The organism is Streptomyces scopuliridis RB72, from assembly GCF_000718095.1.
GTDB lineage: Bacteria > Actinomycetota > Actinomycetes > Streptomycetales > Streptomycetaceae > Streptomyces > Streptomyces scopuliridis.
Map to the genome: position 1 here is coordinate 466,054 of NZ_JOEI01000005.1, position 25,899 is coordinate 491,952.

At 72.3% G+C, this 25,899-nt stretch carries 19 protein-coding genes and 3 pseudogenes; 11 read left to right on the forward strand and 11 right to left on the reverse strand.

The window, feature by feature from the left end; all coding sequences use genetic code 11:
* The first annotated feature begins 117 nt into the window (after nt 1-117).
* On the forward strand, nt 118-483 hold the full coding sequence (locus IF11_RS0107480; protein ID WP_030350661.1) for a PPOX class F420-dependent oxidoreductase: 366 nt from the start codon (nt 118-120) through the stop codon (nt 481-483).
* A 4-nt stretch (nt 484-487) separates the two neighbouring features.
* On the opposite strand, the gene IF11_RS0107485 is transcribed toward IF11_RS0107480, so the two are convergent.
* From IF11_RS0107485 to IF11_RS0107500, 3 genes are all read right to left on the reverse strand, one after another.
* Nucleotides 488-1,984: a bifunctional transcriptional activator/DNA repair enzyme AdaA gene (locus IF11_RS0107485; RefSeq protein WP_063759135.1), complete on the reverse strand. Its 1,497-nt coding sequence runs from the start codon at nt 1,982-1,984 to the stop codon at nt 488-490.
* A 140-nt stretch (nt 1,985-2,124) separates the two neighbouring features.
* Entirely contained in the window at nt 2,125-3,231 is a 1,107-nt protein-coding gene (rsgA, locus tag IF11_RS0107490) for a ribosome small subunit-dependent GTPase A (RefSeq protein ID WP_030350663.1), read from the reverse strand.
* A gap of 264 nt (nt 3,232-3,495) precedes the next feature.
* On the reverse strand, nt 3,496-4,656 hold the full coding sequence (locus IF11_RS0107500; protein WP_030350664.1) for a TetR/AcrR family transcriptional regulator: 1,161 nt from the start codon (nt 4,654-4,656) through the stop codon (nt 3,496-3,498).
* Nucleotides 4,657-4,778: 122 nt separating this feature from the next.
* On the opposite strand from IF11_RS0107500, the pseudogene IF11_RS36455 reads away from it, so the two are divergent.
* Both IF11_RS36455 and IF11_RS0107510 read left to right on the forward strand, forming a co-directional pair.
* Nucleotides 4,779-5,832 (forward strand): annotated as a pseudogene (locus IF11_RS36455) (ATP-dependent Clp protease ATP-binding subunit ClpX).
* A 153-nt stretch (nt 5,833-5,985) separates the two neighbouring features.
* Complete coding sequence (locus IF11_RS0107510) at nt 5,986-7,014, forward strand: sporulation protein (protein WP_030350665.1); 1,029 nt, start codon at nt 5,986-5,988, stop codon at nt 7,012-7,014.
* A gap of 76 nt (nt 7,015-7,090) precedes the next feature.
* Here IF11_RS0107510 and IF11_RS0107515 read toward each other — a convergent pair whose 3' ends face one another.
* The 4 genes and pseudogenes from IF11_RS0107515 to IF11_RS41930 form a co-directional block, all read right to left on the reverse strand.
* Entirely contained in the window at nt 7,091-7,357 is a 267-nt protein-coding gene (locus IF11_RS0107515; protein WP_030350666.1) for a GlsB/YeaQ/YmgE family stress response membrane protein, read from the reverse strand.
* A gap of 93 nt (nt 7,358-7,450) precedes the next feature.
* Nucleotides 7,451-9,178, reverse strand: a complete 1,728-nt coding sequence (locus tag IF11_RS0107520; protein WP_051745615.1) for a glycoside hydrolase family 13 protein — start codon at nt 9,176-9,178, stop codon at nt 7,451-7,453.
* Nucleotides 9,179-9,719: 541 nt separating this feature from the next.
* Nucleotides 9,720-10,043 (reverse strand): hypothetical protein, encoded by a 324-nt coding sequence (locus IF11_RS0107525; protein ID WP_030350668.1) that lies wholly within the window; start codon nt 10,041-10,043, stop codon nt 9,720-9,722.
* Between the two features lie 201 nt (nt 10,044-10,244).
* Nucleotides 10,245-10,364: pseudogene (locus tag IF11_RS41930) on the reverse strand (NAD(P)H dehydrogenase); the annotation flags it as partial.
* A gap of 4 nt (nt 10,365-10,368) precedes the next feature.
* Here IF11_RS41930 and IF11_RS41935 point away from each other — a divergent pair.
* Nucleotides 10,369-10,997, forward strand: a pseudogene (locus IF11_RS41935) (serine hydrolase domain-containing protein); the annotation flags it as partial.
* Nucleotides 10,998-11,794: 797 nt separating this feature from the next.
* On the forward strand, nt 11,795-12,685 hold the full coding sequence (locus IF11_RS0107535; protein ID WP_030350669.1) for a S1 family peptidase: 891 nt from the start codon (nt 11,795-11,797) through the stop codon (nt 12,683-12,685).
* 88 nt (nt 12,686-12,773) lie between these two features.
* On the opposite strand, the gene IF11_RS0107540 is transcribed toward IF11_RS0107535, so the two are convergent.
* On the reverse strand, nt 12,774-13,889 hold the full coding sequence (locus IF11_RS0107540) for a sensor histidine kinase (protein ID WP_030350670.1): 1,116 nt from the start codon (nt 13,887-13,889) through the stop codon (nt 12,774-12,776).
* 7 nt (nt 13,890-13,896) lie between these two features.
* Nucleotides 13,897-14,676, reverse strand: coding sequence for a response regulator transcription factor (locus IF11_RS0107545; RefSeq protein WP_106979118.1), 780 nt, complete (start codon nt 14,674-14,676; stop codon nt 13,897-13,899).
* 143 nt (nt 14,677-14,819) lie between these two features.
* Between IF11_RS0107545 and IF11_RS0107550 the strand changes: the two genes are divergently transcribed.
* On the forward strand, nt 14,820-15,227 hold the full coding sequence (locus IF11_RS0107550; RefSeq protein ID WP_030350672.1) for a VOC family protein: 408 nt from the start codon (nt 14,820-14,822) through the stop codon (nt 15,225-15,227).
* Here IF11_RS0107550 and IF11_RS0107555 read toward each other — a convergent pair.
* Complete coding sequence (locus tag IF11_RS0107555) at nt 15,167-15,907, reverse strand: helix-turn-helix domain-containing protein (protein ID WP_030350673.1); 741 nt, start codon at nt 15,905-15,907, stop codon at nt 15,167-15,169. The genes IF11_RS0107550 and IF11_RS0107555 overlap by 61 nt on opposite strands.
* 120 nt (nt 15,908-16,027) lie before the next feature.
* On the opposite strand from IF11_RS0107555, the gene IF11_RS36465 reads away from it, so the two are divergent.
* Genes IF11_RS36465 through IF11_RS0107575 form a run of 4 tightly spaced genes read left to right on the forward strand, consistent with a single transcriptional unit; the run spans nt 16,028 to nt 22,993 of the window.
* A complete protein-coding gene (locus IF11_RS36465) occupies nt 16,028-16,426 on the forward strand; it encodes a CU044_2847 family protein (protein WP_037727150.1) in 399 nt (132 codons plus the stop codon).
* Nucleotides 16,423-18,321 (forward strand): VMAP-C domain-containing protein, encoded by a 1,899-nt coding sequence (locus IF11_RS0107565; RefSeq protein WP_030350675.1) that lies wholly within the window; start codon nt 16,423-16,425, stop codon nt 18,319-18,321. Before IF11_RS36465 ends, IF11_RS0107565 begins: the two co-directional genes overlap by 4 nt.
* A gap of 45 nt (nt 18,322-18,366) precedes the next feature.
* Nucleotides 18,367-19,371: an AAA family ATPase gene (locus tag IF11_RS0107570; RefSeq protein WP_030350676.1), complete on the forward strand. Its 1,005-nt coding sequence runs from the start codon at nt 18,367-18,369 to the stop codon at nt 19,369-19,371.
* The gene (locus IF11_RS0107575) at nt 19,361-22,993 is read left to right on the forward strand and encodes an SAV_2336 N-terminal domain-related protein (RefSeq protein WP_051745620.1); all 3,633 of its coding nucleotides are present in this window, start codon (nt 19,361-19,363) and stop codon (nt 22,991-22,993) included. Before IF11_RS0107570 ends, IF11_RS0107575 begins: the two co-directional genes overlap by 11 nt.
* Here IF11_RS0107575 and IF11_RS0107580 read toward each other — a convergent pair.
* The gene (locus tag IF11_RS0107580; protein ID WP_078490522.1) at nt 22,990-24,156 is read right to left on the reverse strand and encodes a YihY/virulence factor BrkB family protein; all 1,167 of its coding nucleotides are present in this window, start codon (nt 24,154-24,156) and stop codon (nt 22,990-22,992) included. The genes IF11_RS0107575 and IF11_RS0107580 overlap by 4 nt on opposite strands.
* A gap of 17 nt (nt 24,157-24,173) precedes the next feature.
* Here IF11_RS0107580 and IF11_RS0107585 point away from each other — a divergent pair, with 17 nt between their 5' ends.
* Nucleotides 24,174-25,826, forward strand: a complete 1,653-nt coding sequence (locus tag IF11_RS0107585) for an acyl-CoA dehydrogenase family protein (RefSeq protein ID WP_030350679.1) — start codon at nt 24,174-24,176, stop codon at nt 25,824-25,826.
* Nucleotides 25,827-25,899 lie beyond the last annotated feature (73 nt).

Genomic DNA, 25,899 nt, shown 5'->3' on the forward strand with positions numbered 1-25,899 from the left:
CCGCGCGTGGCTGGGCGCGGTGATCCGGGGGTAGGCCCGGGACCGCCGCTGGTCCTAGGACCGGAGGCGGTCCCGGGACTGATGCGCCGTGGGAGGTATCCGTGTGAGGCTGGCACCATGACCGAATTCAGCGAGGCCGAGCGCGCGTATCTGAGGTCCCAGCGGCTGGGGCGGATGGCGACCGTGGATTCCAAGGGGCAGCCACAGGCCAACCCGGTCGGCTTCTTCCCGCAGGACGACGGCACGATCCTGATCGGTGGTCTGGCGCTGGGGACCACCAAGAAGTGGCGCAATCTCCAGGCGAATCCGCGGGTGGCGCTGGTCGTGGACGACATCGTGAGCACGAATCCGTGGAAGGTGCGCGGAGTGGACATCCGGGGTGAGGCGGAGCTGCTGACGGGGCCGCACGACCTCGGTCCGCACTTCAGCGAGGAGCTGATCCGTATTCACCCCCGCAGGATCCACAGTTGGGGTCTGGACTGACCCGTCACACCGAGCCCGGGCCGGGGTGATCGGTGTCCTCCACGCGCTGAACGGTGTCCTCCGCGCCGAGACGCAGATGCCGCGTCGCGTAGGACCGCCAGGGCCGCCACGCCTCGTCGTCCCGCGCCCCCTCGGGCGCCACATCGGGGTCGCCCAGCGCCCGCATCCGGATCAGCGCCGCCGTACGGCGGGTCACCCCGGGCACGGTCAGCAGGGCCCGTCCGGCCTCGTCGCGGTCCGCTCCGGGATCGAGCCGTACGGTGCCGTCGGCGAGTGCGGCGGCGAGCGGGCCCGCCATCGGGTCGTCACGCAGGGCCGCCGGCTCGGGGAACAGCCGGTCGAGCCGGCCGCAGGGGCGGTCCACCGGCTCGCCGTATCGCTCGACGAGCCGCCCGGCCGCCGCGTCGCCGACGAGCGCGCGCAGGGCGTACTCCTCCGGTTCGGCGGCGCCGGGCGAGCGCAGCCCGGGGCGGGCCGCGACGAGCGGGGCGAGCCGCGGGTCGGCGCCGAGGCGCTCGTCCACGGCGTACGGATCGGCGTCGAGGTCGAAGAGCCGGCGCAGCCGCTGTACGGCGGTGGTGAGGTCGCGCAGCTCGGTGAGGTGGATCCGCGCCTCCAGCCAGCCGCTCCGGGCGCGTGGGTCGCGTGGGTCGCGCATGTCTCCGGTCGGCCGGGTCTCGTCCACGGAGACGAAGCCGGGGCCGTGCGGCAGCCGTAGCGTACGGCGGTAGGTCCGGGCGCCGGGTTCGCCGGTCACCTCTTCCACATGCGGGAGCGCTTCCCGGGCGAGGAGGTCGAAGACCTCACGGGCCGCGTAGGGGCCCCGGTAGGCGAGCCGCAGGGGGATGCCGGTGAGACGCGGCAGGTCGGTGCGCGGCGCCCGGTCCGGGGAGGGCGCCGAGGCCTTGGGGAGGGTGCGGGTGCCCGCTCCGGTCCCCGCTCCCGTCCCCGACTCGGCGCGGAGACCGCTGGGGGTACGGGCGTAGATCTGCCGGATCGTCTCATTGAACTGGCGCACGCTCGCGAAGCCGGCCGCGAACGCGATCTCCGTGACCGGCAGCCCGGTCGTCTGGAGCAACACCCGTGCCGTGTGCGCCCGCTGGGCACGGGCGAGGGCGACGGGCCCGGCGCCCAGCTCGGCGGTGAGCTGGCGCTGCACCTGCCGGGCGCTGTAGCCGAGGCGCCCGGCCAGCCCCGGCACCCCTTCCCGGTCCACGATCCCGTCGCCGATCAGCCGCATCGCGCGGCCGACGACATCGGCGCGTACGTTCCACTCCGCCGACCCGGGCACGGCGTCCGGCCTGCACCGGCGGCAGGCGCGGAAGCCGTGGCCCTGGGCGGCGGCCGCGGTCGGGTAGAACCGTACGTTCTTCCGCTTCGGGGTCACGGCGGGGCAGCTCGGCCGGCAGTAGATCCCGGTCGTCTCGACGGCGAAGAAGAACGCGCCGTCGAAACGCGCGTCGCGGCTGGCGACCGCCTCGTATCTCGTCTCCTCGTCCATCACGGTGTCCAGTGTGCGACGGCCGGCCCCACCGGACCGGCGGATTTCGGACGCCACGTTCCGCACGCCCGGCGGCCCCGGGAGGTAGGGGCTGCCGGGCGTACGGGCTCCGGGCGTACGGCCGTACGCCCGGCCCGCCGCTACCGGATCCGTCCGCGCTTGGCCTCCATGGCCGCGCGGCCCTCCGCGCCCTTGCGCTTCCAGTCCCGCCGGATCTCGCCGCGCAGCCGGGCGTCGGTCTTGGCGACGATGCGCTGGTTCTCGCGCAGCAGCTTGCGGTAGCTCTCCAGGCGCCGCACGGACAGCGAGCCGTCCTCGACCGCGGCGAGCACGGCGCATCCCGGCTCCGCCAGATGCGCGCAGTCGTGGAACCGGCACTCCGCGGCGAGCCCCTCGATCTCCGAGAAGACCTGCCCGACCCCGCTCTCGGCGTCCCACAGCCCGACACCGCGCAGCCCCGGGGTGTCGATGAGCACGCCGCCCCCGGGCATGGCGAGGAGATTGCGGGTCGTGGTGGTGTGCCGCCCCTTCCCGTCCACGTCACGGATGGCCCGCACCTCCATCACCTCGTCCCCGAGCAGAGCGTTGGCGAGGGTCGACTTCCCGGCCCCGGAGATACCGAGGAGGACGCTGGTGCCGCCCGACAGCACGGCGGAGAGCACATCGATCCCCTCCCCCGTGGCCGAACTGACGGTCAGCACCTGCACTCCGGGCGCGGTGGTCCGTACGTCCTCGACCAGATGACCGAGCACGGCGGGGTCGCTCACGAGATCCGCCTTCGTGAGCACGATGACCGGGAGGGCGCCGCTCTCCCAGCCGAGAGCGAGAAAGCGCTCGACCCGCCCGAGGTCGAGTTCGACGGCGAGGGAGATCGCGATGACCGCGTGATCGACATTGGCCGCGAGGATCTGCCCCTCGGAGCGGGTGGAGGCGGTGGACCGTAGGAACGCGGTACGCCGCGGCAGATACTCCCGTACGAACCGGGGATCGCCGCCCGGGTCGACGGCGGCCCAGTCGCCGGTGCAGATCACCCGCAGCGGATCACGCGGGGTCACGAACTCGGTGTCGGCCCGCACCAGTCCGGCCGGGGTGATGACATCGCACTGGCCGCGGTCGACCCGTACCACCCGGCCGGGCACAAGCCCGCGCTCGGCATACGGAGCGAACTCGGCTTCCCAGCCCTCGTCCCAGCCGTACGGGACGAGCGGGTGTGACGTGGGGAAAGCGAGCAGAGAAGAGAAAGACAAGGGGGACCCTTCACAAGGGTGGCCCCGGCACGCGCGCGTGGGCGCGAGAAGACGAAGAGACGAAGGTCAGCCGGAGACCACAGGGGTGGGATTGATGAACTTCTGTTCCTGGGCGGTGCCCAGCGTGGTGACAGTCATCAATGTCCTCACCTCCTGATTCCTCGATCCGGTCCGATCCGCGACAGCCGATGGATGACGGCCGACGGCTGCGGTCGGCCGTACGGCGCTCACCCTAGCCGTACCGGACGAGGTGACGCGAGCTGTTTATCCGGGCCCGTCCGCCGCCGCGGCCGGGGCCGCCACCTCCGCGGACGCCGCCGCGTGGCACGCGCCTCGGCCGTCGGCGCGGGCGACGATACGGCCCGCCTCGACCCGTACGGCGGCCTCGGTCGCGTCGCTGACGGCGGGCAGACCGGCCGCCGCCGCGAAGGCGCCCGACTCGTCGAACACCACTTGCAGCCGGGGCCAGGCCGAGGGCGGGAAGGCCCGGCGCAGGCAGTTGCAGAGGTCGGCGACGGTCAGCCGCGCCAGCGGTGCCAGTTCCGCGGGGTCGCCGGTGACGAGGACGGCGGTGATCCGGGCGCCGGGCGGTGCGGCCCGTACCGCCTCCTCCACGGCCTCGATGCGGTGCAGTCCGAGGATCGCCACCACGCCGTCGTCCGTGAGCAGCGCGGGCTCGCCGCGTACCGCGTCCCGCACCCGCGGCGGGTCCCACGGCTCGTCGGTCGGCCATGCCTGGGTGATCACATGCGGGGGCGGCCACCAGTCGTGGAGCGAGAGGCCGGCCAACTGCTCGACGGCGCTGACGACGTTGAAGGGCTCCACGAAGCCGGGCGCGACGGCGGCGAGCCGGCTCGCGCCGTGCAGGGTGGTGAGCGCGGCCTCCGCGACCCGCACCTGACTGCCGGACCCGTCGTGTTCCCCAGGCGGCCGAAGGCGCTCCAGGGCCAGCCCGAGCAGGATCGCGTCCAGCTTCATCAACTGCGCGAAGGGCCGCCGGATCCGCCCCTCGGCGAGGACTTCCGGCATCACATACATACCGAGCCGGGCCGGGCCGTGTTCCTCGTCGGTGTCGGCGAGCGGCAGCCGCGCGACCCACGCGCGGGCCAGCGCGCCGAGCGCGTCACGGGTGGTCTCGGATGCGGGCCCGGCTTCGGACGCGGACGTGGACTCGGATACGGACGCGGATTCGTACTCGGACTCGGATACCGACTCGCGCTCGGCGAGACCGGCCAGGACCGCGAAGTAAAGGGCCCTTTTCCCGGGGAAGTTGGAGTAGACCGCCCCGCGCGTCAGTCCGGCGCGCTCGGCGATACCGTCGACCTTGGCGTCCCTGAACCCGCGCTCGGCGAACTCGTCCCTGGCGGCGGCCAGTACCTTGGCGCGGTTCTGCTCCTGCAGCTCCGCCCTGCTGAGCCGGCCCATCGCCCTCACTCGTCCCCGCGTTGCTGTTCAGTGCCGGTTCAAGATACCGTGACCACTCAGATGGTGATGTCATATGGTCCAACCATGCGAATGCCGCACAACCGTTGAGGAGACGCTTCCCAGTGGCACACATCGGTGACGGCGGCGAACTGCTCAGGTGCACTTTCTGCGGGAAGAACCAGAAGCAGGTCAGGAAGCTCATCGCGGGTCCGAGTCCGGTCTGCATCTGTGACGAATGCGTCGGACTCTGCAATGAGTTGATCGCGGAGGAGCTCGACGGTACGCACGGGGACGGGCCCCTGGAGCTGCCGAAGCCGCGCGAGATCCATGCCTTTCTCGACCAGTACGTCGTCGGGCAGACGAACGCCAAGATGGCGCTCTCGGTGGCGGTCTACAACCACTACAAGCGCATCCGGACGGACGACCGCGCGGAGGCCGGGGACGCGGGCGAGCCGGTCGAACTCGGCAAGTCCAACATCCTGTTGATCGGTCCGACCGGCTGCGGCAAGACCTATCTGGTCCAGACGCTCGCCCGGATGCTCGACGTACCGTTCGCGATCGCCGACGCCACCGCGCTCACCGAGGCCGGTTATGTCGGTGAGGACGTCGAGAACATCCTGCTGAAGCTGATCCAGGCGGCCGACTACGACGTCAAGAAGGCCGAGACCGGGATCATCTACATCGACGAGGGGCATCGGCTTCGGCGCGACGATCGCCGGCAAGGAGGAGCGGGAGCGGCGCGACGTCTACGCCGAGGTGATGCCCGAGGATCTGCTGAAGTTCGGGCTGATCCCGGAGATCGTCGGCCGCCTCCCGATGGTGACGACCGTCCAGCCGCTGGACCGGGCGGCGTTGACGCGCATCCTGACCGAACCGCGCAACGCGCTGATCAGGCAGTACCAGAAGCTCTTCGAAATCGACGGGGTGGAGCTGGAGTTCACCGAGGACGCCATCGGCGCGATCGCCGAGCAGGCGCTGCTGCGCCGCACCGGCGCCCGCGCGGCCCGCGCGATCCTCGAAGAGGTGCTGCTCAATGTGATGTACGAGGTGCCGAGCCGGGACGATGTGGCCCGGGTCGTGGTCGACCGCGACACCGTGCTCGACAACGTCAACCCCACGCTCGTACCGCGCGAGAAGCCCGGCCGCTCCCGGGAGCGCCGCGACCGCTCCGCGTAGAAGGCCACTCCGCGTAGAGCGCGGCCACTCCGCGGAGAGCGGCCGGCCGGGTGGCTGGAAATATGCCCGGCCGGGGCGCCTCTTGGGAACCGCTTTACCTTCTGGGGTAGTTCTGGTGGCGTTCAACACCTCTATGAAGGAGTGGACGCCACGATGGTGTTCAAGAAACTGCTCGGAGCCGTCGGTGTCGGCGGACCCTCGGTCGACACCGTGCTGGACGGCGTGGCCGCCGTGCCGGGCGGCCCGCTGTCGGGCCAGGTGCGGCTGCGGGGCGGCCGTACGGACCTGGAGATCGAGCAGATCACGCTGGACCTGGTCGCCCGTGTCGAGGCCGAGGGACACGACGAGGAGAGCGAGGGCACGGTCGTCTTCGACCGGGTCACCGTCGCCGGCGGGTTCCGGCTGGCGGAGGAGTCGGAGCAGACGATTCCGTTCACGCTGACCCTGCCGTGGGAGACGCCCGTGACCCAGCTCCACGGTCAGCCGCTGGGCGTGGTGCTCGGGGTACGGACCGAGCTGGAGGTGTCCGGAGCACGGGACAAGGGCGATCTCGACCAGCTCAGCGTGTCTCCGCTGCCGGTCCAGGAAGCCGTTCTGGAGGCGCTCGGACAGCTCGGCTGGGGCTTCAAATCGGCCGATCTGGAACTGGGCCACATCAACGGCACCGACCAGCGGCTGCCGTTCTACCAGGAGATCGAACTCACCCCGCCGGCGCACTACGCGCACGCGCTGAACGAGATCGAGGTCACCTTCCTCGCCACCGCGGGCGGGATGGACGTCGTCATCGAGGCCGACAAGCGCGGAGGGCTCTTCTCCGGCGGACACGACACGGTCAACCGGTTCACGGTCTCGCACCACAACGTCCAGCATGTGGACTGGAACGCCGAAGTCGACAGGTGGATCAAGCAACTTGTCGACAGCCGCGGCGCGCACCCGGGCCACTACGGCGGGCACCACGGTGAGCAGCACTACGGCGAGCAGCACTACGGCGGACATCACGGCGGGCACCACGGTGACCACCACTCCGGCGGGCATCGGTCCGGTCCCAGCACGGGAGCGGTGGTGGCCGGTGTCGCGGCGGGCGTGGCGGTAGGTGTGGTCGGCGGCATGGTGGCCGCCGAGGTCGTCGACGAGATCGGTGACGCGTTCGAGGACGAGGAGGACGAGGGCGGCGACGAGTAGCGGCCCGCCGTCCGCCGGCGCGGACGCGCGTGGGGCGGTGGCCGTCGGCCACCGCCCCACGTGTCCTATCGCCGCGTCAGTCCCGCGAGTTGCCGAAGAGCAGCCGGTAGGCGATGAGCAGCACGAGCGAGCCGCCGATCGCCGCGCCCCAGGTGGCCGCGTCGAAGAACTCGTTCTGCACCGGGCGGTCGAAGATCTTCGCGGAGAGCCAACCGCCCACGAAGGCACCGGCGATGCCGATGAGCGTGGTGCCGATCAGCCCTCCGGGATCGCGTCCGGGCAGCAGGATTTTCGCGATCACCCCGGCCAGCAGCCCCAGAATGATCCAGCTGATGATGCCCACGTCGTTCTCCCCAGTCCGCATACATTGCTTAGTTGCGCAACTGTACGCATACCCAAAGAGTACGCGTTCACCGCCCGGCCCTGTCAGGTGCCGTCAGACTTCCCTCATCTCCAGCCAGACCGCCGTGTCCGGCGGCAGCAGCGTGGAGTCCGGCTCGGCACCGGCCGTCAGTTCACCGCTCGCCAGCAGCAGCCTCGCGCCGACGGGCAGCGTCAACGGCAGTGGCGCGTCGGAGAGGTTGACCCGGCAGACCAGGCCCGCGCCCTTCCTGAAGGCCAGTTCGTCCGGAGCCGACGGCAGCCACGCGAAGCTCTCGTCGCCGAGGAAGCCCCGGCGCAGGGACAGCGCCGTACGGTACAGCTCCAGGAAGGAGTCCGGCCGGCCGGACTGGGCCTCCACCGACCACGCGCCCCAGCCGTCGGGCTGCGGCAGCCAGCTGCCGCCGGGACCGAAGCCGTACGAGGAACCGGCCGTGGTCCACGGCAGCGGCACCCGGCAGCCGTCGCGGCCCTTCACCCGGTGTCCCGTGCGCTCCCACATCGGGTCGCGCAGCGCGTCCGCCGGCAGCCCGGCGATCTCGGGGAGGCCCAGTTCCTCGCCCTGGTAGAGGTATGTCGTACCGGGCAGCGCGAGGGTCAGCAGCGCGGCGGCCCGCGCCCGCCGGCCTCCCAGGGCGTCGTCGGGCTCCGGGTCCCGGCCGTCGGTCCGCAGCCAGGCGCGGAGGTCCGTGCCCTCCGGCAGTCCGTACCGGCTGCGGTGGCGCACCACATCGTGGTTGGAGAGCACCCAGGTCGGCAGGGCCCCGGCCGAGGCCGCGCCGGTGAGCGAGGTGTCGATGACGTCACGGAAGGAACCGGCGTCCCACGGGCACCGCAGATGGAAGAAGTTGAACGCCTGGTGCAGCTCGTCGGGCCGGGTGTAGAGCGGCAGCCTGGCGGCGCTCACACCCGCCTCGGCGACCATGATCCGGGGCGGGGCGTACGAGTCGGTGATCTTCCGCCAGACGCGGTAGATGTCATGGACCTCGTCGCGGTCCCAGAAGGGGTGGTTCTCGCCGCTGGGCGGGGAGTTGAGGGGCGCGGTGTCACCGCCCCGGGTGTCGCGCAGCGGCGCGGTGAGGTCCTTGCGCAGGCCGTGCGCCACATCGATACGGAAGCCGTCGACCCCAAGGTCCAGCCAGAACCGCAGGATGCTCTCGAACTCCGCCGTGACGTCGGGGTTCTCCCAGTTCAGATCGGGCTGCTCGGACGCGAAGATATGCATGTACCACTGACCGTCGGGGACCCGCGTCCAGGCCGGGCCGCCGAACTTCGACTGCCAGTCCGCGGGCGGCTCGGCGCCGTCGGGGCCGCGTCCCTCCCGGAAGACGAAGCGGTCGCGGGCGGCCGAGCCGGGCTCGGACGCCAGCGCCTCGGCGAACCAGGGGTGCTGGTCGGAGCAGTGGTTCGGCACGATGTCGACGATCGTACGGAGCCCGAGCGCACGCGCCCGGCCGAGCAGCGCGCGGAAGTCGTCGAGGGTGCCGTGGCGCGGGTCGACGTCCCGGTAGTCGGCGACGTCATAGCCGCCGTCGGCCAGCGGGGAGCGGTAGAACGGCGTGAGCCAGACGGCGTCCGCGCCGAGTTCGGCGACATGGCCGAGGCGGTCGGTGATCCCGCGGAGGTCGCCCATTCCGTCACCGTCGGCGTCGGCGAAGCTGGGGACATAGATCTGGTAGACGACGGACTCGCGCCACCAGTCACGCCCGTGGTCTCTTTCGCTGTCGCCGCTTCCGTCGCCGTCGCCGTTGCCGTTGCCGTCCGGGAACGCGTACTGAGTCACAGATACCTCTCGTGCTGGGCTGAGGGGGCGCTGAAACTGTAGTGGTGCGGTGCGATCATCCCTTCACCGCACCGGACGCCCGGCACGCGGCCGACGGCCGCCAGGACCGCGTGCACGGACGCGGTGCGTACGGAGGTGGTGAGTACGGAGGTGGTGAGTACGGAGGTGGTGAGTACGGAGGTGGTGGGTACGGAGGTGGTGAGTACGGAGGTGTCCCGGCGGTCCGCTCGGCCGGATGACGTACGAAGATGACGTACGAGTCGACGTCGCGCCCCTCGGCGCTGGCCGCTCCACCGCGCGCGAGGCGCTGCGCGACGGGGCCGGGGCCGGGGCTGGTACGGGCGCGACAAGGCGCGGGGCGGCGGTCGCCGGTGTCTACGAGGTCCGCGCTCGGGGAGGTGGGGGAGCCGCGCGGCCGGCCGCGCTCCGCGCGGCCGAGACGGATCCGGTCACGCCGAACGCGGCCCTGGACGCACGGAGCGCCGCCGTCACGGCATCGGCAGACCGTGACCGGCCGCCGGTGAAGCGGTTCGCGAGCGGGTCAGCGGCCCAGTTCGCGCTTCAGCTCGGCCTTGTTCATGGACGAGCGGCCATGAACGTTGCGGCGCTGCGCCTCGGCGTACAGCTGGTCGTACGTGGGCCCCGCCGCCCCGCTGTGCGAGCGCTGCCCGCCACGCCTGGCGGACGACATGTCCTGGGTCGACGTCTTGCTCGCCGTACGGGACTCCCCCGCCCGGGCCCGTTCCTTGTTCACGGTGCGTGCGGCGATCTCCTCCGACCGCGCCGTGCTCTCGCCGCGCTTCCGCGCGCTGTCCTTGATGTGTTCGTACTGACGCTCACGTTTCGGGCTGGAGCCTTGTGGCATGTGGATCACTCCTCATGGTCCGTTTTATGCCGGATGGTGCTCTTGGGCTCACCCTCCTACCCCCTTTCGGGACCGGCAACTTGATGCCGTCGCGCGCAGCGGGAGCCGATAGGCGCCCTGTGGCGCCGGGCGGCTCGTGAATCGGGGGTCAGCGGGGCGGAGCGGGCTCGGTTCAGACCGCCGCGTCGGCCTTGAGCGTCCGGTGACCCGGACCACGCGCTCGGCCTGCACGCGCGCGGCCGTACGGGTCTCCTCGCCGACCGGGTTGTTGCCCTGCTCGTCGATGTGCGAGGTGCCGTACGGGTTGCCGTCGGCGAACTTCGGCCGCGGACCGCCCGACCCGGACGCGCCGGTCGCCGCGTACTGGCCCGAGTTCGCCGCGGCCGGCAAGGAGTCCGTGCTCGTACGGCACCTGCTCGCGCACCGCGCGGGGCCGGCCGGACTGCGCGAGCCGCACTCCATCGACCAGCTCTCCTACTGGGAGCTGACCACGTCCCGGTGCGCCGCGACCGAGCCCTGGTGGGAGCCAGGCACCCGGTGCGGCTATCACGCCGTCACCTACGGCTTCCTGGTCGGCGAGGCCGTCAGACGTGTCACGTGCTTGCTGCCGGGCGAGTTCCCGCACCGGGAGGTGACCGGGCCGCTCGGTATTGACTTCACCATCGGGCCGCCGGAGAAGGAGGCCGCGCGCGCCGCCGAGGCCCACACGGCCGCGTGGCGCGCCGCCGGGATCCCCGCCGCCAACGGGCACGGTACGGCCCGCGCAGTCGCCGCGCTGTACGGGATCCTGGCCGGGCGGGGGCGCGCCGGCGAGCACCGCGTGCTGTCTTCAGAGACCGTCGAGCGGGTCCGTGACGGCGAGGGCGGCTGCCGGTACCTGGTGCGCGCGCGGGCTTCGCCCATGACACGGAGATCGGTCTCGGGCTCCGGCTGAGCGGACGGAACGGCTCGTACGCGACGTGCAGTGGCTTCTTGTCCTGCAAGGTGCCGCAGGCGTGGCACAGCCTGGAGGAGGGGAACCACCGGTCGACCGCGATCACGCCGCGACCGCCCCTGACGGACCCTCGGCGGCCTCTGACTCTCCCGGCCCGCCCGAGGGATCGAACGACCGTCGTCGCCGACCCACCCGCAGCACACGTCACACAGGTACGCAAGAGCGCCCTGCCGGTCGAATCACCGCCCCGTCTCGGGCTGTTGCGTACCCGTTCCACGCCCGTACCGAATAATTCCAGCCATGATCAACACGAGGGCAATTCGGTGGTACGGCACATAAGCGGGCGGCGGACGCGCATAGACCCGAGCGACCAGCCCTCTCCGCCCGGTCACTTGAAGCCACTGCGTCATGCGTCCGGCACCCTCGGTGAAGCATGTGTGTTTGTGACGGATCTTCGCGTGGCTGAATGACGTCAGGACACAAAATCCCTGCCTGGCGTGGGCTTTGAAGGATATTTGCCGGTGCTTTGCCGTCGGCACAGGCTTTGCAGCAGCTCACGTACGCGCCGTCGGCCGGGTCCGCGAGACCGGCCAACAGGGTTGTCAACCCCATGACTTCGGGGGTACTCGGGCCGCCGGCGGTCGATCCGCGCCGTCGGTCCAGAAGTCGGCCTTGCTTCAAAAGCAAACGGAGTCAACGATTCAGACCGTGCGGTTGACAGGTCCACGGCTAAAACCGAATGGCCGTGGACGATCGCATCCCCCAGCGGCCCGCTCACCCAACGGGCCACGCAGTTCCCCCACCTATGGAGGATTTTGTGACCTTCAAGCGCTTCTCCCCCCTCGGCGCGGTTTCCAGACGAGCCCGGCTCCTCGCCGGCGCCGCCGGTCTGGTGACCGCCGTCGCGCTTGCGGCCCCGTCGGCCGTCGCCGCCCCGGCCCCGGCCCCCCAGCCGACCGCGGCACAGTTCGCCACCGCCAGCGCCGCCATCGCCGACGCGGACGTCGCCGGTACGGCCTGGTACACGGACAAGGCTTCCGGCAAGGTCGTCGTCACCGTCGACAGCACGGTCACGGCCTCGGAGATAGCCACGATCAAGGACTCCGTGGGCAACGCCGCCGGCGTCACGATCAAGCACACCCCCGGCAAGATCAACAAGCTGATCGCCGGCGGCGAGGCCATCACCACCGGCGGCAGCCGCTGTTCCCTCGGCTTCAACGTCCGCAGCGGCTCGACGTACTACGCGCTGACCGCCGGACACTGCACCAACATCAGCAGCTCCTGGAGCATCGGCACCAGGGCCGGTACGAGCTTCCCGACCAACGACTACGGCATCATCCGCCACTCCAACTCGGCCAACGCCGACGGGCGGGTCTACCTGTACAACGGCACGTACCAGGACATCACCTCCGCCGCGAACCCCTCGGTCGGACAGAGCGTCCGTCGCAGCGGCTCGACCACCGGTGTCCACAGCGGTACGGTCACCGGCCTCAACGCGACCGTCAACTACGGTGGCGGCGACATCGTCTACGGCATGATCCAGACCAACGTCTGCGCCGAGCCCGGTGACAGCGGCGGCTCGCTCTTCGCCGGCAGCACGGCGCTGGGCCTGACCTCGGGCGGCAGTGGCAACTGCTCCTCCGGCGGCACCACGTTCTTCCAGCCGGTCGTCGAGGCCCTCAACGCCTACGGCGTCAGCGTCTTCTAAGCGACACCCTCCCTCGGACTGCCTGACGGGCCGCGCACCTGGTGCGCGGCCCGTCGTGTCGTTCATCTCGTCCTGCCGTACCGGTGTGTCAGCCGGTGGCCGCCGCGGGCAGCGTGACCTCGAACCGGCAGCCGCCCGTCACATTGCGCACCTCGGCCCGCCCCTCGTGCGCCTCCACGATGCCCCGGACGATCGCCAGCCCGAGGCCCGCGCCCGCGGGCGGGGTACGCGCCTGGGTGCCGCGCCAGCCGGTGTCGAAGACCCGCGGCAGATCCTCCGCCGGGATACCGCCGCAGCCGTCCGTCACGGAGAGGACCACGGAGTCCGCGCGCCGTTCTGCCGCCACCGCGACCGTGCCGTCCGCCGGGGTCCGGTGGATGGCGTTGACCAGGAGATTGGCGAGGACGCGGGTCATCTCCTTGCCGTCCACCTCGACCGGTACGGCCTCCACCCGGCCGCCGACGAGCCGTACCCCGTGCTCCCTGGCGAGCGGATCGGCGCCCGCGAGCGCCTCGCCGACCAGGTCGTACACCGACATCCGGGTCGGGGCGAGCGCCAGCGCCCCGGCGTGGATACGGGACAGTTCGAAGAGATCACCGACCATCGAGTTGAGCCGCTCCACCTCGGCCCTGATCTGCCGGAAGTAGCGGTCCGGGTCCTGGACGACGCCGTCCTCCAGCGCCTCGGACATGGCGCGCAGTCCGGCGAGGGGCGTACGCAGATCGTGCGAGATCCAGGCGACCAGTTCGCGCCGGGACGTCTCCAGCGCCCGTTCGCGCTCCCGGGAGGCGGTCAGCTTCGCGCTGGTGGCCGCCAGCTCCCGTCCCAGCGCGGCGAGTTCGGCGGTGGAGGCGCCGTCGGGCGCGGCGAAGCTGCCGCCGTCGCCGAACGAGCGGGCGGCCAGCGCCAGATCGTGGCTGCGGGCGACCACCCAGCGCCCCAGCAGCAGCGCGGTGGCCAGCGAGACGACCGCGGCCATCGCCACGACCGTGGTGACGACGGAGAGGTCATGGGCGGACAGGAACATCGCGCGGGCGACGACGAGCGTGCCCGCGAGCATCGCGGTGACGGTGACGGCGGCGACGACGGTCAGGGCGACGGCGACCGAGCGGTCCCGGAGCAGCCGCAGCACCAGCGCGCCGAGCAGCCCGGCGGCCCCCGCGCCGAGGAAGGCGAACAGCGCGATCAGCGCCATGTCACGCACGGCGCGCTCAGCTCGGGTCGGCGGGGACGGGCGCGGGTGCAGGGGCGGGCACGGGCGCGGGTACGGGTACGGGTACGGGTACGGCCTCGACGGAAGCCGGGTCGTCGAAGCGGTAGCCGACGCCCCAGACCGTCCGGATCAGCCGGGGCCTGGCCGGATCGTCCTCGATCTTGCCGCGCAGCCGCCGTACATGCACCGTGACCGTCGACAGATCTCCGAACTCCCATCCCCAGACGTCGTGCATCAGCGTCTCCCTGCCGATCGCCAGCCCGGGATGGCGCATGAGATGGGCGAGCAGATCGAACTCGCGCAGCGTGAGAGCGAGCGGCTGGCCGTCCTTGGTGGCGCGGCGGCCCGCCGGGTCGAGGGTGATACCGGCCCGGCGTAGCTCGGGCTCCGCGGCCCCCGTCGCGCGGCCCTGGTCGCCGCCGTGGCGGCGCAGGACGGACTCGACGCGGAGGACCAGTTCGCGGGGGCTGAAGGGCTTGGTGACATAGTCGTCCGCCCCTATCTCCAGCCCGAGGATCCGGTCGTCCTCGTCGCCGCGCGCGGTCAGCATGATCACCGGTACGGGCGCGGCGGCCCGCAGCCGCCGGCACACCTCCAGGCCGTCCATGCCGGGCAGCATCAGATCGAGCACCACCAGGGAGGGCGGGCAGGCGGCGGCGAGCCGCAGCGCCTCGGGGCCGTCGGCCGCCCGGTCCACGGAGAAACCGGCCCGTTCCAGATAGCCGGTGACGACCTCGGCGACGGTCGGATCGTCATCGACGACCAGGATGGTGTGCATACGTCCAGTCTCCTCGGGCGGTGGCCGGCGCACCGCCCCCGACCTCTTACGAAACCATGACGGCCACGGATCCCGGCACGTCCGGATCCCGGCACGTCCGATTCGTTCAAGACCCGTCCGGCCCGCGCTCCTACCGTGGACACATGACTACCGCTCCACGTACTCCACGACTCGACGCCATCGGCCTGGTCGTCTCCGACATGGCCGCCTCGCTCGCCTTCTACCGTCTGCTCGGTGTGGACATCCCCGCCGAGGCCGACACCGCGGCCCACGCCGAGGCCACCCTGCCCAGCGGGCTGCGGATCCTCTGGGACACGGAGGAGACCATCCGCTCCTACGATCCGGGATGGACCCGGCCGCAGGGCGGCGAGCGGATCGGACTCGCGTTCCTCTGCGAGGGCCCCGCCGAGGTGGACGCCACCTACGAAGCGCTGGTCGCGGCCGGGCACACCGGGCATCTGAAGCCCTGGGACGCGGTCTGGGGACAGCGTTACGCGCTGGTCGTCGACCCGGACGGCTGCGGGGTCTCGCTGTTCGCCAGTGCCGCGTAGGCACCGAGAGTGAGCCCGGCCAGCTCACGGGTCTCCCGGGCGAGATGCGCCTGGTCGGCGCAGCCGGCGGCGAGCGCCGCGTCGGCGAACGGCACCCCGTCCCGTACGAGCGTCAGCGCGCGCTGGAGCCGTAGGACCCGGGCGAGGGTCTTGGGCCCGTAGCCGAAGGCGTCCAGCGAGCGGCGGTGCAGCTGCCGGGCGCCCAGGCCGACGGCATCGGCGGTGGCGGCGACCGTACGGCCCGCTTCCAGGGCGTCGACGACCGCCCGGAGCAGCGGGTCCGGCGGCTCCGCCGCGGCGGCCCGGCGCAGCGCGACGGCCTCCAGGGCGGCCGTCGGGTCCGGAGCCGCCGCCAGCCGGGCGGTGAGCCGGCGCACCTCGGCCGGGGACCACAGATCGGCCAGCCCCACCCGCCGGTCGCGCAGCTCGTGCGCCGGTACGCCGAGCAGCGCAGGCGCGGTCCCGGGGGCGAAGCGCACTCCGGCGCAGTACAGCCCGGTGATGCCCTCGGGGGCGTACGCGCGGGTGTCGGGCCCCGCGACCAGCAGTCTGCCGCCGATCCACAGCAGGTCCATACAGCCGTCGGGCAGCACGGGATAGGGAGGGGAACCGTCGTCGGCCCGCACCGTCCGCGTCCAGACCATCGCGCCGTCCAGCCGCGATGTCCGTTCCTCGTACATATGGATCAGGCTAAAGCATCTGGATCAGGCCAAAGCCTCGCCTGGAACAGGGCCATTGATCCAGAATGGGCCTCCGGCAGGTCCGGCAGGACGTGGGGCGTTTCGATCGCGGGGGCGACGATGACGGCACTGATGGAGTTCACCACCGACAGCGGTGCCACCGTCGTGGTCGAGGTCGACCGTGACACCCCGGGCGCCAGACCGGTGGCGCGCGGCAACTCCCTCGCGCAGGCGGGCCATACCTTCGGCGAGGCGCTCCAGGGGATCCGCTCGGCCGCGGAATCCGCCCTCGCGGTGTTCCGGGACGGCTCGCTCAAACCGGACGGTGTGGAGCTGGAGTTCGGGGTGAAGCTGATGGCGGAGGCCGGGGCGGTGATCGCCAAGACCTCGGCCGAGGGCCATATGACGGTCAAGCTCTCCTGGAATCCGGGCACCACCGGTGAGTCCGCCGCCACAGGTGGGTCCGCCTCCACCGGGGACTCCGGAGCGGCGGGGAGTCCGGGAACGGCGGGCCGGTGACGCGCTCCCCGGCCTGGCACGCCAGGATCGACGCCGACGGGGCGGTGGGCTCCGGCTTCCTCGTCTCCGGCCGTACGGTGCTCACATGCGCCCATGTGGTGGCGGGCGACCGGGCCTCGGTGGTCTTCCCCGGCGCGCCGGGGCTCGCCCCCGTACCGGCCCGGGTGGTCGTACGGGGACACGCCTGGGCGGGCGGGGACCGCGACCCGGGCGATCTGGCCGTCCTGGAGCTGGACCGGCCGCCGGGCCTCGCCCCCGCGGCCTTCGCCCCGCTCGACGCGCCGTACGCCTCGCCCGCGCCGAGGCTGGTGGCGTACGGCTTCCCGTTCGGGTACGGCGAAGAGGGCGTGCAGAGCGAATTACGGGCCATCTCAAGCCAGTTGATCCGCGACGAGTGGGCGCAGCTGGGAGGCTGGCGCGGATACGGGCAGGAGACCGACCACGGGTTCAGCGGCGCCGCCGTGATGGTGGAGGGCACCGGCACGGTCGCCGGGATGGTCGTCTCGCACGATCCGGTGAGCCACACCAGCCGGATGATCCCGGCACGGATTCTCGCCCGGCACTGGGCGCCGCTCGCCGATCTCGTCCCCACCCCCGGCTATCCGGCGGAGGAGAAGCGGTGGCTGCGCGAGCTGGTGGCCCGCGTCGGCTCGCCCGCGCTCGCCGGGGCCCTCGGCAGACTGCTGCGCGGCGCCGCCGGGCCGCTGGGAGTCGAGCCGCCGCCCGGTGAGCCTGGCAGCCTCTGGGAGGCGGTCTGGTATCTGCTGTCGGAGGCCGGGCGGCCGGAGCCGGGGGCGCTGCCGCTCGCCGAACTCACCGCACGGCTGGCCGGGTTGGTCGGCGACGAGACGCTCGGAGCGGAGCTGCGCGACTGGTCCCGGGCGCACCGCGCGCGGCACGATCCACCGCCCGTGGCGCAGCCCGCCGTGAGCCACGCGGCCGTGGGCCTCATGAGCTACGCACCGGCGCCGACGTACGCGGCCGGGCACGCCGCCGCGCAGACCGCCTTGAACACTGCGCCGTACGCAGCGGCCCCGGCCGTGCCGCCTGTCGTGGCTCCGGGACCCGTCGTGGGAACACCGCCCGCCACCCGCCGCTGGTCCCCGATCCTCGTCGAGATCAAGCGCAGCGGGGCCGACCGCGGCGCGCTGCTGGTCGAGGTGTCCGCGTACCGCGACGGAGGACGGCGGCTGGTCGCCGAACAGCGGCTGGCGGAACGGGAGGTCCGGGCCTGGGTACTGGACCGTATCGATGACGCGTTCGCCGAGATCGACACCGAGGGCAGGGAGCTGATCGCGTTCGCCCTGCCGCGCCGCTGGCTCAACAAGCCGGTCGACCAGTGGACCACGCGCAAGGGGATGAGCACGCCGCTGGGGTGTGTCGCGCCGGTGGTGGTGATGGACCACGACCGGCGGGGCAGCAAGCGGCTCCAGTTCCGGCTGAAGAAGATGTGGGACGTGCTCGACCGGCAGCCGGGCTCGGCCGTCCATGGGATCAGCTGCGCGGGCTCCGCCAGGCCCGAGTGGCTGACCGTACAACTCCAGGACGTGGTGGGCCCGGTGGGGCTCACGAGACCGCCGAAGAGTCCGCGCGACCGGCTGCACACGGCGGTACTGGACGCCCCGGCGCCGATCGTGCTGTGGCCGCGTACGGGCTGCGCCGGCGGCGCGTCCTGCGGCGGCTCCTGCCGGGGCGCCGAGTTCCTGAACGCGCTGGCCGACCAGCTCTCCGTACTGCCGCCCGGCGATCTGCCCGAGCGGATCTTCGAACTGCGCAAGAGCGCCTTCGGCCATGACGGGCCCGAGCCGCACTGGGCCGCCGATCTCTCCTTCGTCTGGGAGGATCCGCGCTGGTTCCCCGATGTCCCCCCACTGAGTCAGTCGCCCGTCGGCTGAGCCCGCAGCCCCGGCAGTGTCGAAGCCGAGACCTGGAGAACGCCCATGCCCCTGTGGCCGGTCTACACCGGAGCCGATGAACCGCACGACGGCATCGGGCGGTTGCCCGAGCCGCCGCCCTGGCGCGCCTTCAACGGCGGCCCCGTGGTCGAGCCGCCCCAGGACGACCCGGCCCCCTCACCGGACCGGTTGCACCGCGCACAGGCGTACCGCGCGACGGACGAGAGCGTCCAACTCGTCAACGCCGCCCTGTACTTGCGGCGGCCCCTGCTGGTCACGGGCCCTCCGGGCAGCGGCAAGTCCAGCCTCGCGTACGCGGTGGCACGGGAGTTGAGGCTCGGTCCCGTACTGCGCTGGAACATCACCAGCCGGAGCGCGCTCGGCGACGGGCTCTACCAGTACGACCCGCTCTCCCGGCTCTACGCGGCGGGCCGGGGCCCGGAGAGCGGCGATCCGGAGAACACGAATATCGAGGACCATCTGCGGCTGGGCCCGCTGGGCACGGCGCTGCTGCCGTACGAGCGGCCCCGGGCGCTGCTGATCGACGAGATCGACAAGAGCGATCTCGATCTCCCGAACGATCTGCTGAACATCCTGGAGGAGGGCCAGTACGAGATCCCCGAGCTGGTGCGCGCAGCGCGGACCCGCTCCACCGCCGAGGTGCTGGTCGCCGACTCGGACCGGCTGGTGGCGCTGGAGCGCGGGCGGGTGCGCTGCCGCGCGTTCCCGTTCACCGTCCTGACCAGCAACGGGGAGCGGGAGTTCCCGCCGGCGTTTCTGCGGCGCTGCGTCACGCTGGAGCTGAAGCAGCCGGAGGCGGCGCATCTGGAGGCCATCGTCCAGGCGCATCTGGGCCCGCTGGACGGGCAGGCACGGGAGCTGGTGCACCGGTTCCTGGAGCGGGGCAGCGGTGGCGAGCTGGCGACGGACCAGCTGCTCAACGCCATCTATCTGGCCAGGACTTCGGGGCTCGAAGCGCCGACGCGCGACGAGCTGGCGGACCGGCTGATGAGCTATCTGAGCCGGACACCGGAACCCGATGACTTCTGACCGGGCGCTCTCCGGACCGGCCGCGCTGCGTGAGGTGCTGACAGCGGCGGGCGGCGACCCGCCGACGGGCAGGGAGCTGGCCGAGGTGCTGTGGCTGGCGACGCATGTACGGCCCGGGCCGGAGCCGGACGCCGAGCCCGAAGCCGCCGCCGGAGCCGGGCCCGAGGACGGTCCTCGGCCGCCCCAGCGGGGTCCCGCCCAGCGTGCGACCATCTCCCACGACGCGTCTCCTCGGGGCATGGATCCCCTGCGGACTCCCCCGGGAGGGGCCGTGCCGGACCCAGGCTCCGAAGACACCCCCTTCGTGCACAGCCCGGGCGGCCGGGTCGTCCTGCACCGCCTGGCGCCACCCCCCGTCACCGGGCCGGCGCCGCCGCCACCGGGTCCGGACGCGCGGGCCGAGGTGCTCGCCCCCGCCCCGCCGATGATCTCCCATCCGCTCGCGGTCCAGCGGGCGTTGCGTCCACTGCGCAGGACCGTGCCGTCGGCGCGCGAACGGGAGCTGGACGAGACGGGCACGGCGCACCGTATCGCCTCGCTCGGCGCCCGGCCCGGCCGGTGGCTGCCCGAGCTGCGGCCCGCACCGGAGCGCTGGCTCCATCTGCGGCTGGTGCTGGACTGCGGCCCGACGATGGCCATGTGGCAGCCGCTCGCGCGCGATCTGTACACGGCCTTCGGGCAGACGGGCGCGTTCCGCACGGTGGAGCTGGTACGGCTCGGCGCGGACGGTTCCGTACCGCCTCGGCAGTGGACGGCCGGGCGGACGATGGTGCTGATCCTCAGCGACATGATGGGCCCGCAGTGGCGGCCGGGACCGACGGGAGCGGCGGGGGCCGCGGGACGGCAGTGGTACCGGACGCTGCGGCGCTGGACCCGTGAACTGCCGGTGGCCGTGGTCCAGCCGCTGCCGGAGCGGATGTGGCGGCACACCCCGCCGGCGCCGGTGCCCGGACTGTTCACGGCGGCCGGTCCCGGGGCGCCCAACACCGCGCTGCGCTTCACCCCGTACGACGGCGAGGCGCGGGGCGTTCCCGTGCCGGTGCTCGAACCGGCGCCGGAGTGGCTCGGCCACTGGGCCGGGCTGGTGGCGTCCCCGGCCGGCGCCGAATTCCCGGGGGCGGCGGCCCTGTTGGCGGACGGACCACCGGACGGACCTTCCGTGACGCTCCCTGAGGAGGAGGGGGACGGACTGATCCCGCGGAACGTGCCGGCCAGGGAGCTGGTGCTGCGCTTCCGCTCGGTCGCCTCCCCGCAGGCGGTCCGGCTCGCGGCCCATCTGGCGGTGGGACCACCGCACTTGCCGGTGATGCGGCTCGTACAGGCGGCCATCGAGGAGCGCCCGCAGCCGCAGCATCTGGCGGAGGTGGTGCTGAGCGGGATGCTCACGGCCGTACCGGGCCCCGCCGGCTCCTATGACTTCCGGCCGGGCGTGCGCGAACTGCTGCTCGGCGCGCTGCCGCGTACGGGGCTGGCCCACACGGTCAACCTGCTCGAACGGGTGGGGGCCGTGATCGAGTCGCGCGCGGGCTCGGCGCGCGGTGAGTTCCGGGCGCTGCTCGCCGGCGACGGCCCGGCGGGGTTCGGCCGGGCGGCGGGCGAGCCGTTCGCGCTGGTGAGCCGGGAGAGCGTACGGCTGCTCCGGGGACCTGAGCCGGAGCCCGTGCCGGAGAACGGCGAGCGGGTACTCGTCGGCCGGTACCGGCTGGTGGAGGTCATCGAACGCGGTACGCACGGCGTGGTGTGGCGGGCCTACGACCGGTTCCGGGACCGGGAGCGGGACCGGGGCCGTACGGTCGCCGTCAAGATCTTCGATAGGCCGGGGGCGACGCGCGATTCCCTCCTGGCGATGGCGCGGTCGGAGCACGAGTCCACCGCCGTGCTGCGGCGCCCCGGTGTCGTGAAGGTGCGTGAGCACGGCACGGACGGCGACGTCGTCTACCTGGTCAGCGAGGCCCTGGAGGGGAGCACCCTCGGCGAGCTGCTGGCGGAGAACGGACACCGTCCGCTCCCCGTGACCGAGGTCACCGGCATCGCGGCGCAGGTGATCGACGTCCTCTCCTATGCCCGGGAGAGAGGCGTCCGGCCGGAGCCGCCGTCGCTGACGAACATCATCAGGCTGCCGGACGGCGCGGTGAAGCTCCGCGGGTTCGGGGCCGCTCTCCCGGACGACGAGACCTACGACGAACTGCACGCCCTGGGCCGTGTGCTGTACGAACTCGCCACCGGCGCCGAGCCCTTCGGCGCCGCGCACGCCTGGCGCCCGCCGCGAGAGCTGCGGCCCGATCTGCCCGCCGCGCTGGAGTCGGCGATCGTGGACCTCCTCTTCGACGCCCCCGAGAGCCGCCGGCGCGGCGCCGACGCGCTGAGGTCGTCGGGCGTACCGGGCAGTACCTGGCAGTACGGCGTACTGGGGCCGCTGCGGGCGATGCACAGCGGGCGCGACCGTACACCCGCCTCGTACGAGGCACGACTCGTCCTCAGCAGGCTGCTGCTGGCCCGTGGCCAGTCGGTGTCCAAGTACGAGCTGTGGCGCGCTCTGGGGTTCTCGCTGTGGAACGAAACCGGCGTCGCGGATCTGATCGACGTCCTGCTCGACGACGGGCATGCTGTGGAGGGCCCCGAAGGTAACTACCGTCTGCGGCTGGACACCGAGTTGGACCTTTCCGTCGCCGAACAGCTGGCCGCCGACGCGTTGCGCGCGGAGGAGGCGGGCGAGACACGGCGCGCCGCCGGGCTGTACGAGGCGGCTCTCGGGCACTGGTACGGGGAGCCGCTCGACGGCATCGAGGGCGCCTGGGCTGACAGGGAGCGGGACCAACTGAACGCGTTGCGGAGGTCGTTGGAGACCGCCCGCTACGCGCTGGCGGAGCCCCGCACGGCGAGCCCGCCGGAAGCCGAGGCCCCGCGAGAAGCCGCGTCCGAGCCCGAGACCGCCGCGCCACCGGAGGCTCCGCCCCAGGCCGTCCAGGGCGACGATGTCCACCTCGCCATCGGCGGCGCCGAGTTGTCCGGCGTCCCCCGCGACACCCGGGCCGAAGCCACGCTGTTCTTCCTCCCCCGGCTCCGGCAGGCCTGCCGGGAGGCGTTCGGCGACGCGGGCATCTTCGAGGAGCACGGCACCGTCATGGTGCCCGACACCACGCTCCGGGTCACTGCCGGACCGGAATACACCCTGGCCCAGGTGCTGGACCGGCTCGTCGACCCGTTCGCGCCGATCCTGACCGAGGGGATGTCGAGCCTGCTCTTCCCACTGCCCGTGGTGCTGACCGTCCATCTCCACCACGGGCCGCCGGACGCCACCGCCCTCGAACTGGAGGGGAAGTCACCGGCCTTGGGCGAGGTCGGCGGTCTGGGGTTCGGGAAGATCGCCCTGATGCTGGGGCTACGGGACGACCTGTACCGGCGGATCGGCGCGCCCGAGGGCTACCGCCCCTTCGACAGGGAGACCGAGGACGGCACCACCCATGTCGTCTGGTACCGGTTGATCCACTACGCGCCGCCCAAGCCCGCCTCCCGGCCTTCCTGGCTGCGCCGTCTGCTCGGCGGCGGCACCACCGCCGAGGACGGGCACACAGATCCCCCGGCGCCGGAGACTACGGAGAACACCGAGAGGCCGGGCTAACTCCCCTGACCGTCACGCCCCTTGCCGCGGTTGTCCCGCGCCCCGTGCAGCCCCGACCTCACCCGCGCCTTGACATCGTCCGGCGGCAGGAACCGGGACCAGCGCTCCGGGAACTCCGAAGGCATGTCCGGGTCGGTCACATCGTCGTCCTGCGGTCCCTCCGGGCCCTCCACCGCGACCGTACGGGCCACCAGCTCCGCCGCCTGGGCCGCGCGCAGCCGTTCATTGGCCGCCCGCGCCGCCGCGGTGGCGACCGACGGCCAGACCCGGTCGATGGCGGCGTTGACCGCCGCGCCCACCAGCACGGCGAACGCGGAGACACCGATCCAGAGCAGTACGGCGATGGGGGCGGCGAGGGATCCGTAGATGGTGGGGCCCTCGACCGTACTGGTCAGATAGATCCGCAGCAGGAAGCTGCCGAGCACCCACATGCCGAGGGCGACCAGACCGCCGGGAACGTCCTCGATCCAGCGCGACCGCGCCGGGACGGAGACGTGGTACAGCGTGGTGAGGAAGGCGATGGAGAGCAGGATCACCACCGGCCAGTACAGGACGCTGACGACCTCCGTGCCCCAGGGGATGAACTCCACGACCCGGTCGGGGCCGACCACGGCGAGCGGCAGCACCACCGCGCCGATCAGGATCGCCACGATGTAGAGCAGGAAGGCGAGCAGCCGGGTCGCGACGATGCCGCGCCGGCCGTCGAGCCCGTACATCACCGTGATGGTGTCGACGAAGACATTGACCGCCCGGGAGCCGGACCAGAGCGCGATCGCGAAACCGAGCGAGATGACATCGGGCCGCCCGCCGTGCGTGATGTCCGCGAGCAGGGGTTTGGCGATCTCGTCGACCCCCCGCTGCGAGAGCACCGTGCCGGCCGCCGCGAGGATGTTCCGCTCGATGGAGGCGACGGTGGTGGTGTTCGTCCAGTCGTCCACATAGCCGAGCAGCCCGATGAGCCCGAGCAGCAGCGGCGGCAGCGAGAGGAGGGTGAAGAACGCCGCCTCGGCCGCGAGCCCCAGGATGCGGTACTCGATGCACGAGTTGACGGTGTCCTTCAGCAGCAACCAGGCCATCTTCCGCTTGGATACGTCGCGATAGAGGACTCGGGCCCGGTGGAGTCGACCCGCTGGTCGCTCGGGTGTTTCTTTTGCTGCCTGCACCTCCTTACCGTATCGGCATGGCAGCCAGCACCCACACAGTGACCAACCAGGTTCCGCCCCTGGTGGGGTACGACGTCTTCAGCACCGACCGTGCCCTGACCGAGGGCGTGGAGCGGCACAGCGCGCCCGCACTTCTCGACGAGACCCGTGCGGAGCTGACGGCCCTCGGCCGGGCCGCCGGATCCGCCGAGGCGCAGGAGTGGGGTGCGCTGGCCAATGAGAATCCTCCGAAGCTGCGCACCCATGACCGTTACGGGAACCGGATCGACGAGGTGGACTTCCATCCGGCCTGGCATCAGCTGCTGGAGCGCTCGGTCGGCGCGGGGCTGACCGACGCCTGGGGCCGGCCCGGTGGCCATCTGCGCCGTGCGGCCGGTTTCCTCGTCTGGACGCAGGTGGAAGCCGGGAACGGCTGTCCGGTGTCGATGACGCACGCCGCGGTGCCCGCGCTGCGTACGGAGCCGGCGCTCGCCGCCGAGTGGGAGCCGAGGCTGACCTCCCACCGGTACGAGCCGGGGCTGCGGCCCGCCGGGGAGAAGGCCGGCGCGCTCTTCGGGATGGCCATGACGGAGAAGCAGGGCGGCAGCGACGTACGGGCCAACACGACGCGGGCGGTGCCGCTGGACGCGGCCGGCGAGTATCTGCTGACCGGGCACAAGTGGTTCTGTTCCGCGCCGATGTGTGACGGGTTTCTCGTCCTGGCGCAGGCGCCCGGCGGTCTGACCTGTTTCCTCGTACCGCGCGTGCTGGCCGACGGCACCCGCAATGTGTTCCGTATCCAGCGGCTCAAGGACAAGCTGGGCAACCGCTCCAACGCGTCCGCCGAGGTCGAGTTCGACGGGACGTGGGCGCGCCGGGTCGGTGAGGAGGGCCGCGGGGTGCGCACCATCATCGAGATGGTGGCGGCGACCCGGCTCGACTGTGTGGTGGGCTCGGCCGCGCTGATGCGGCAGTCGGTGGCGCAGGCGGTGCATCACGCCACGTATCGCAGCGCGTTCGGCGGTGAGTTGATCGACAAGCCGCTGATGCGCAACGTACTGGCGGATCTGGCGCTGGAGTCGGAGGCGGCGACGACGCTCGCGCTGCGGCTGGCGTCCGCGTACGACACCGTCCAGGACGGCGGCGACGGCGCGGAGCGGGAGCGGGCGTTTCTGCGGCTCGCGGTGCCCGCGGCCAAGTACTGGGTGACCAAGCGCTGTACGCCGGTGGCGACGGAGGCCCTGGAGTGCCTGGGCGGCAACGGCTATGTGGAGGAGTCGGGCATGCCGCGGCTGCTGCGCGAGTCGCCGCTCAACTCGATCTGGGAGGGCTCGGGGAATGTGCAAGCCCTTGACGTGCTGCGGGCCCTCCAGCGCGAGCCCGAGGCGCTGAACGCCGTGCTCCAGGAGCTCGGCGAGGCGCGGGGGGCCGATCACCGGCTGGACGGCGCGATCAAGGGGCTGCTGACCGAACTGGCCGATCTGTCCGGTATCGAGGCGCGGGCCCGGCGGCTGGTGGAGCGGCTGGCGCTGGTGCTCCAGGGTTCGCTGCTGGTGCGGTGGGCGCCGCCGGAGGTGGCCGACGCGTTCTGTGCCTCACGGCTGGGCGGGGACTGGGGTACGGCCTTCGGCACGCTGCCCCACACGCTCGGTCTGGCGGCGGTCGTGGACCGGGCCCGGCCGGCCGGCTGAGCCGGTCCGCCGGACAGGGCCGAGACGCTGTCCGGCGGCAGACCGGGGTGGTGCCGCGCCGACACGGCACCAC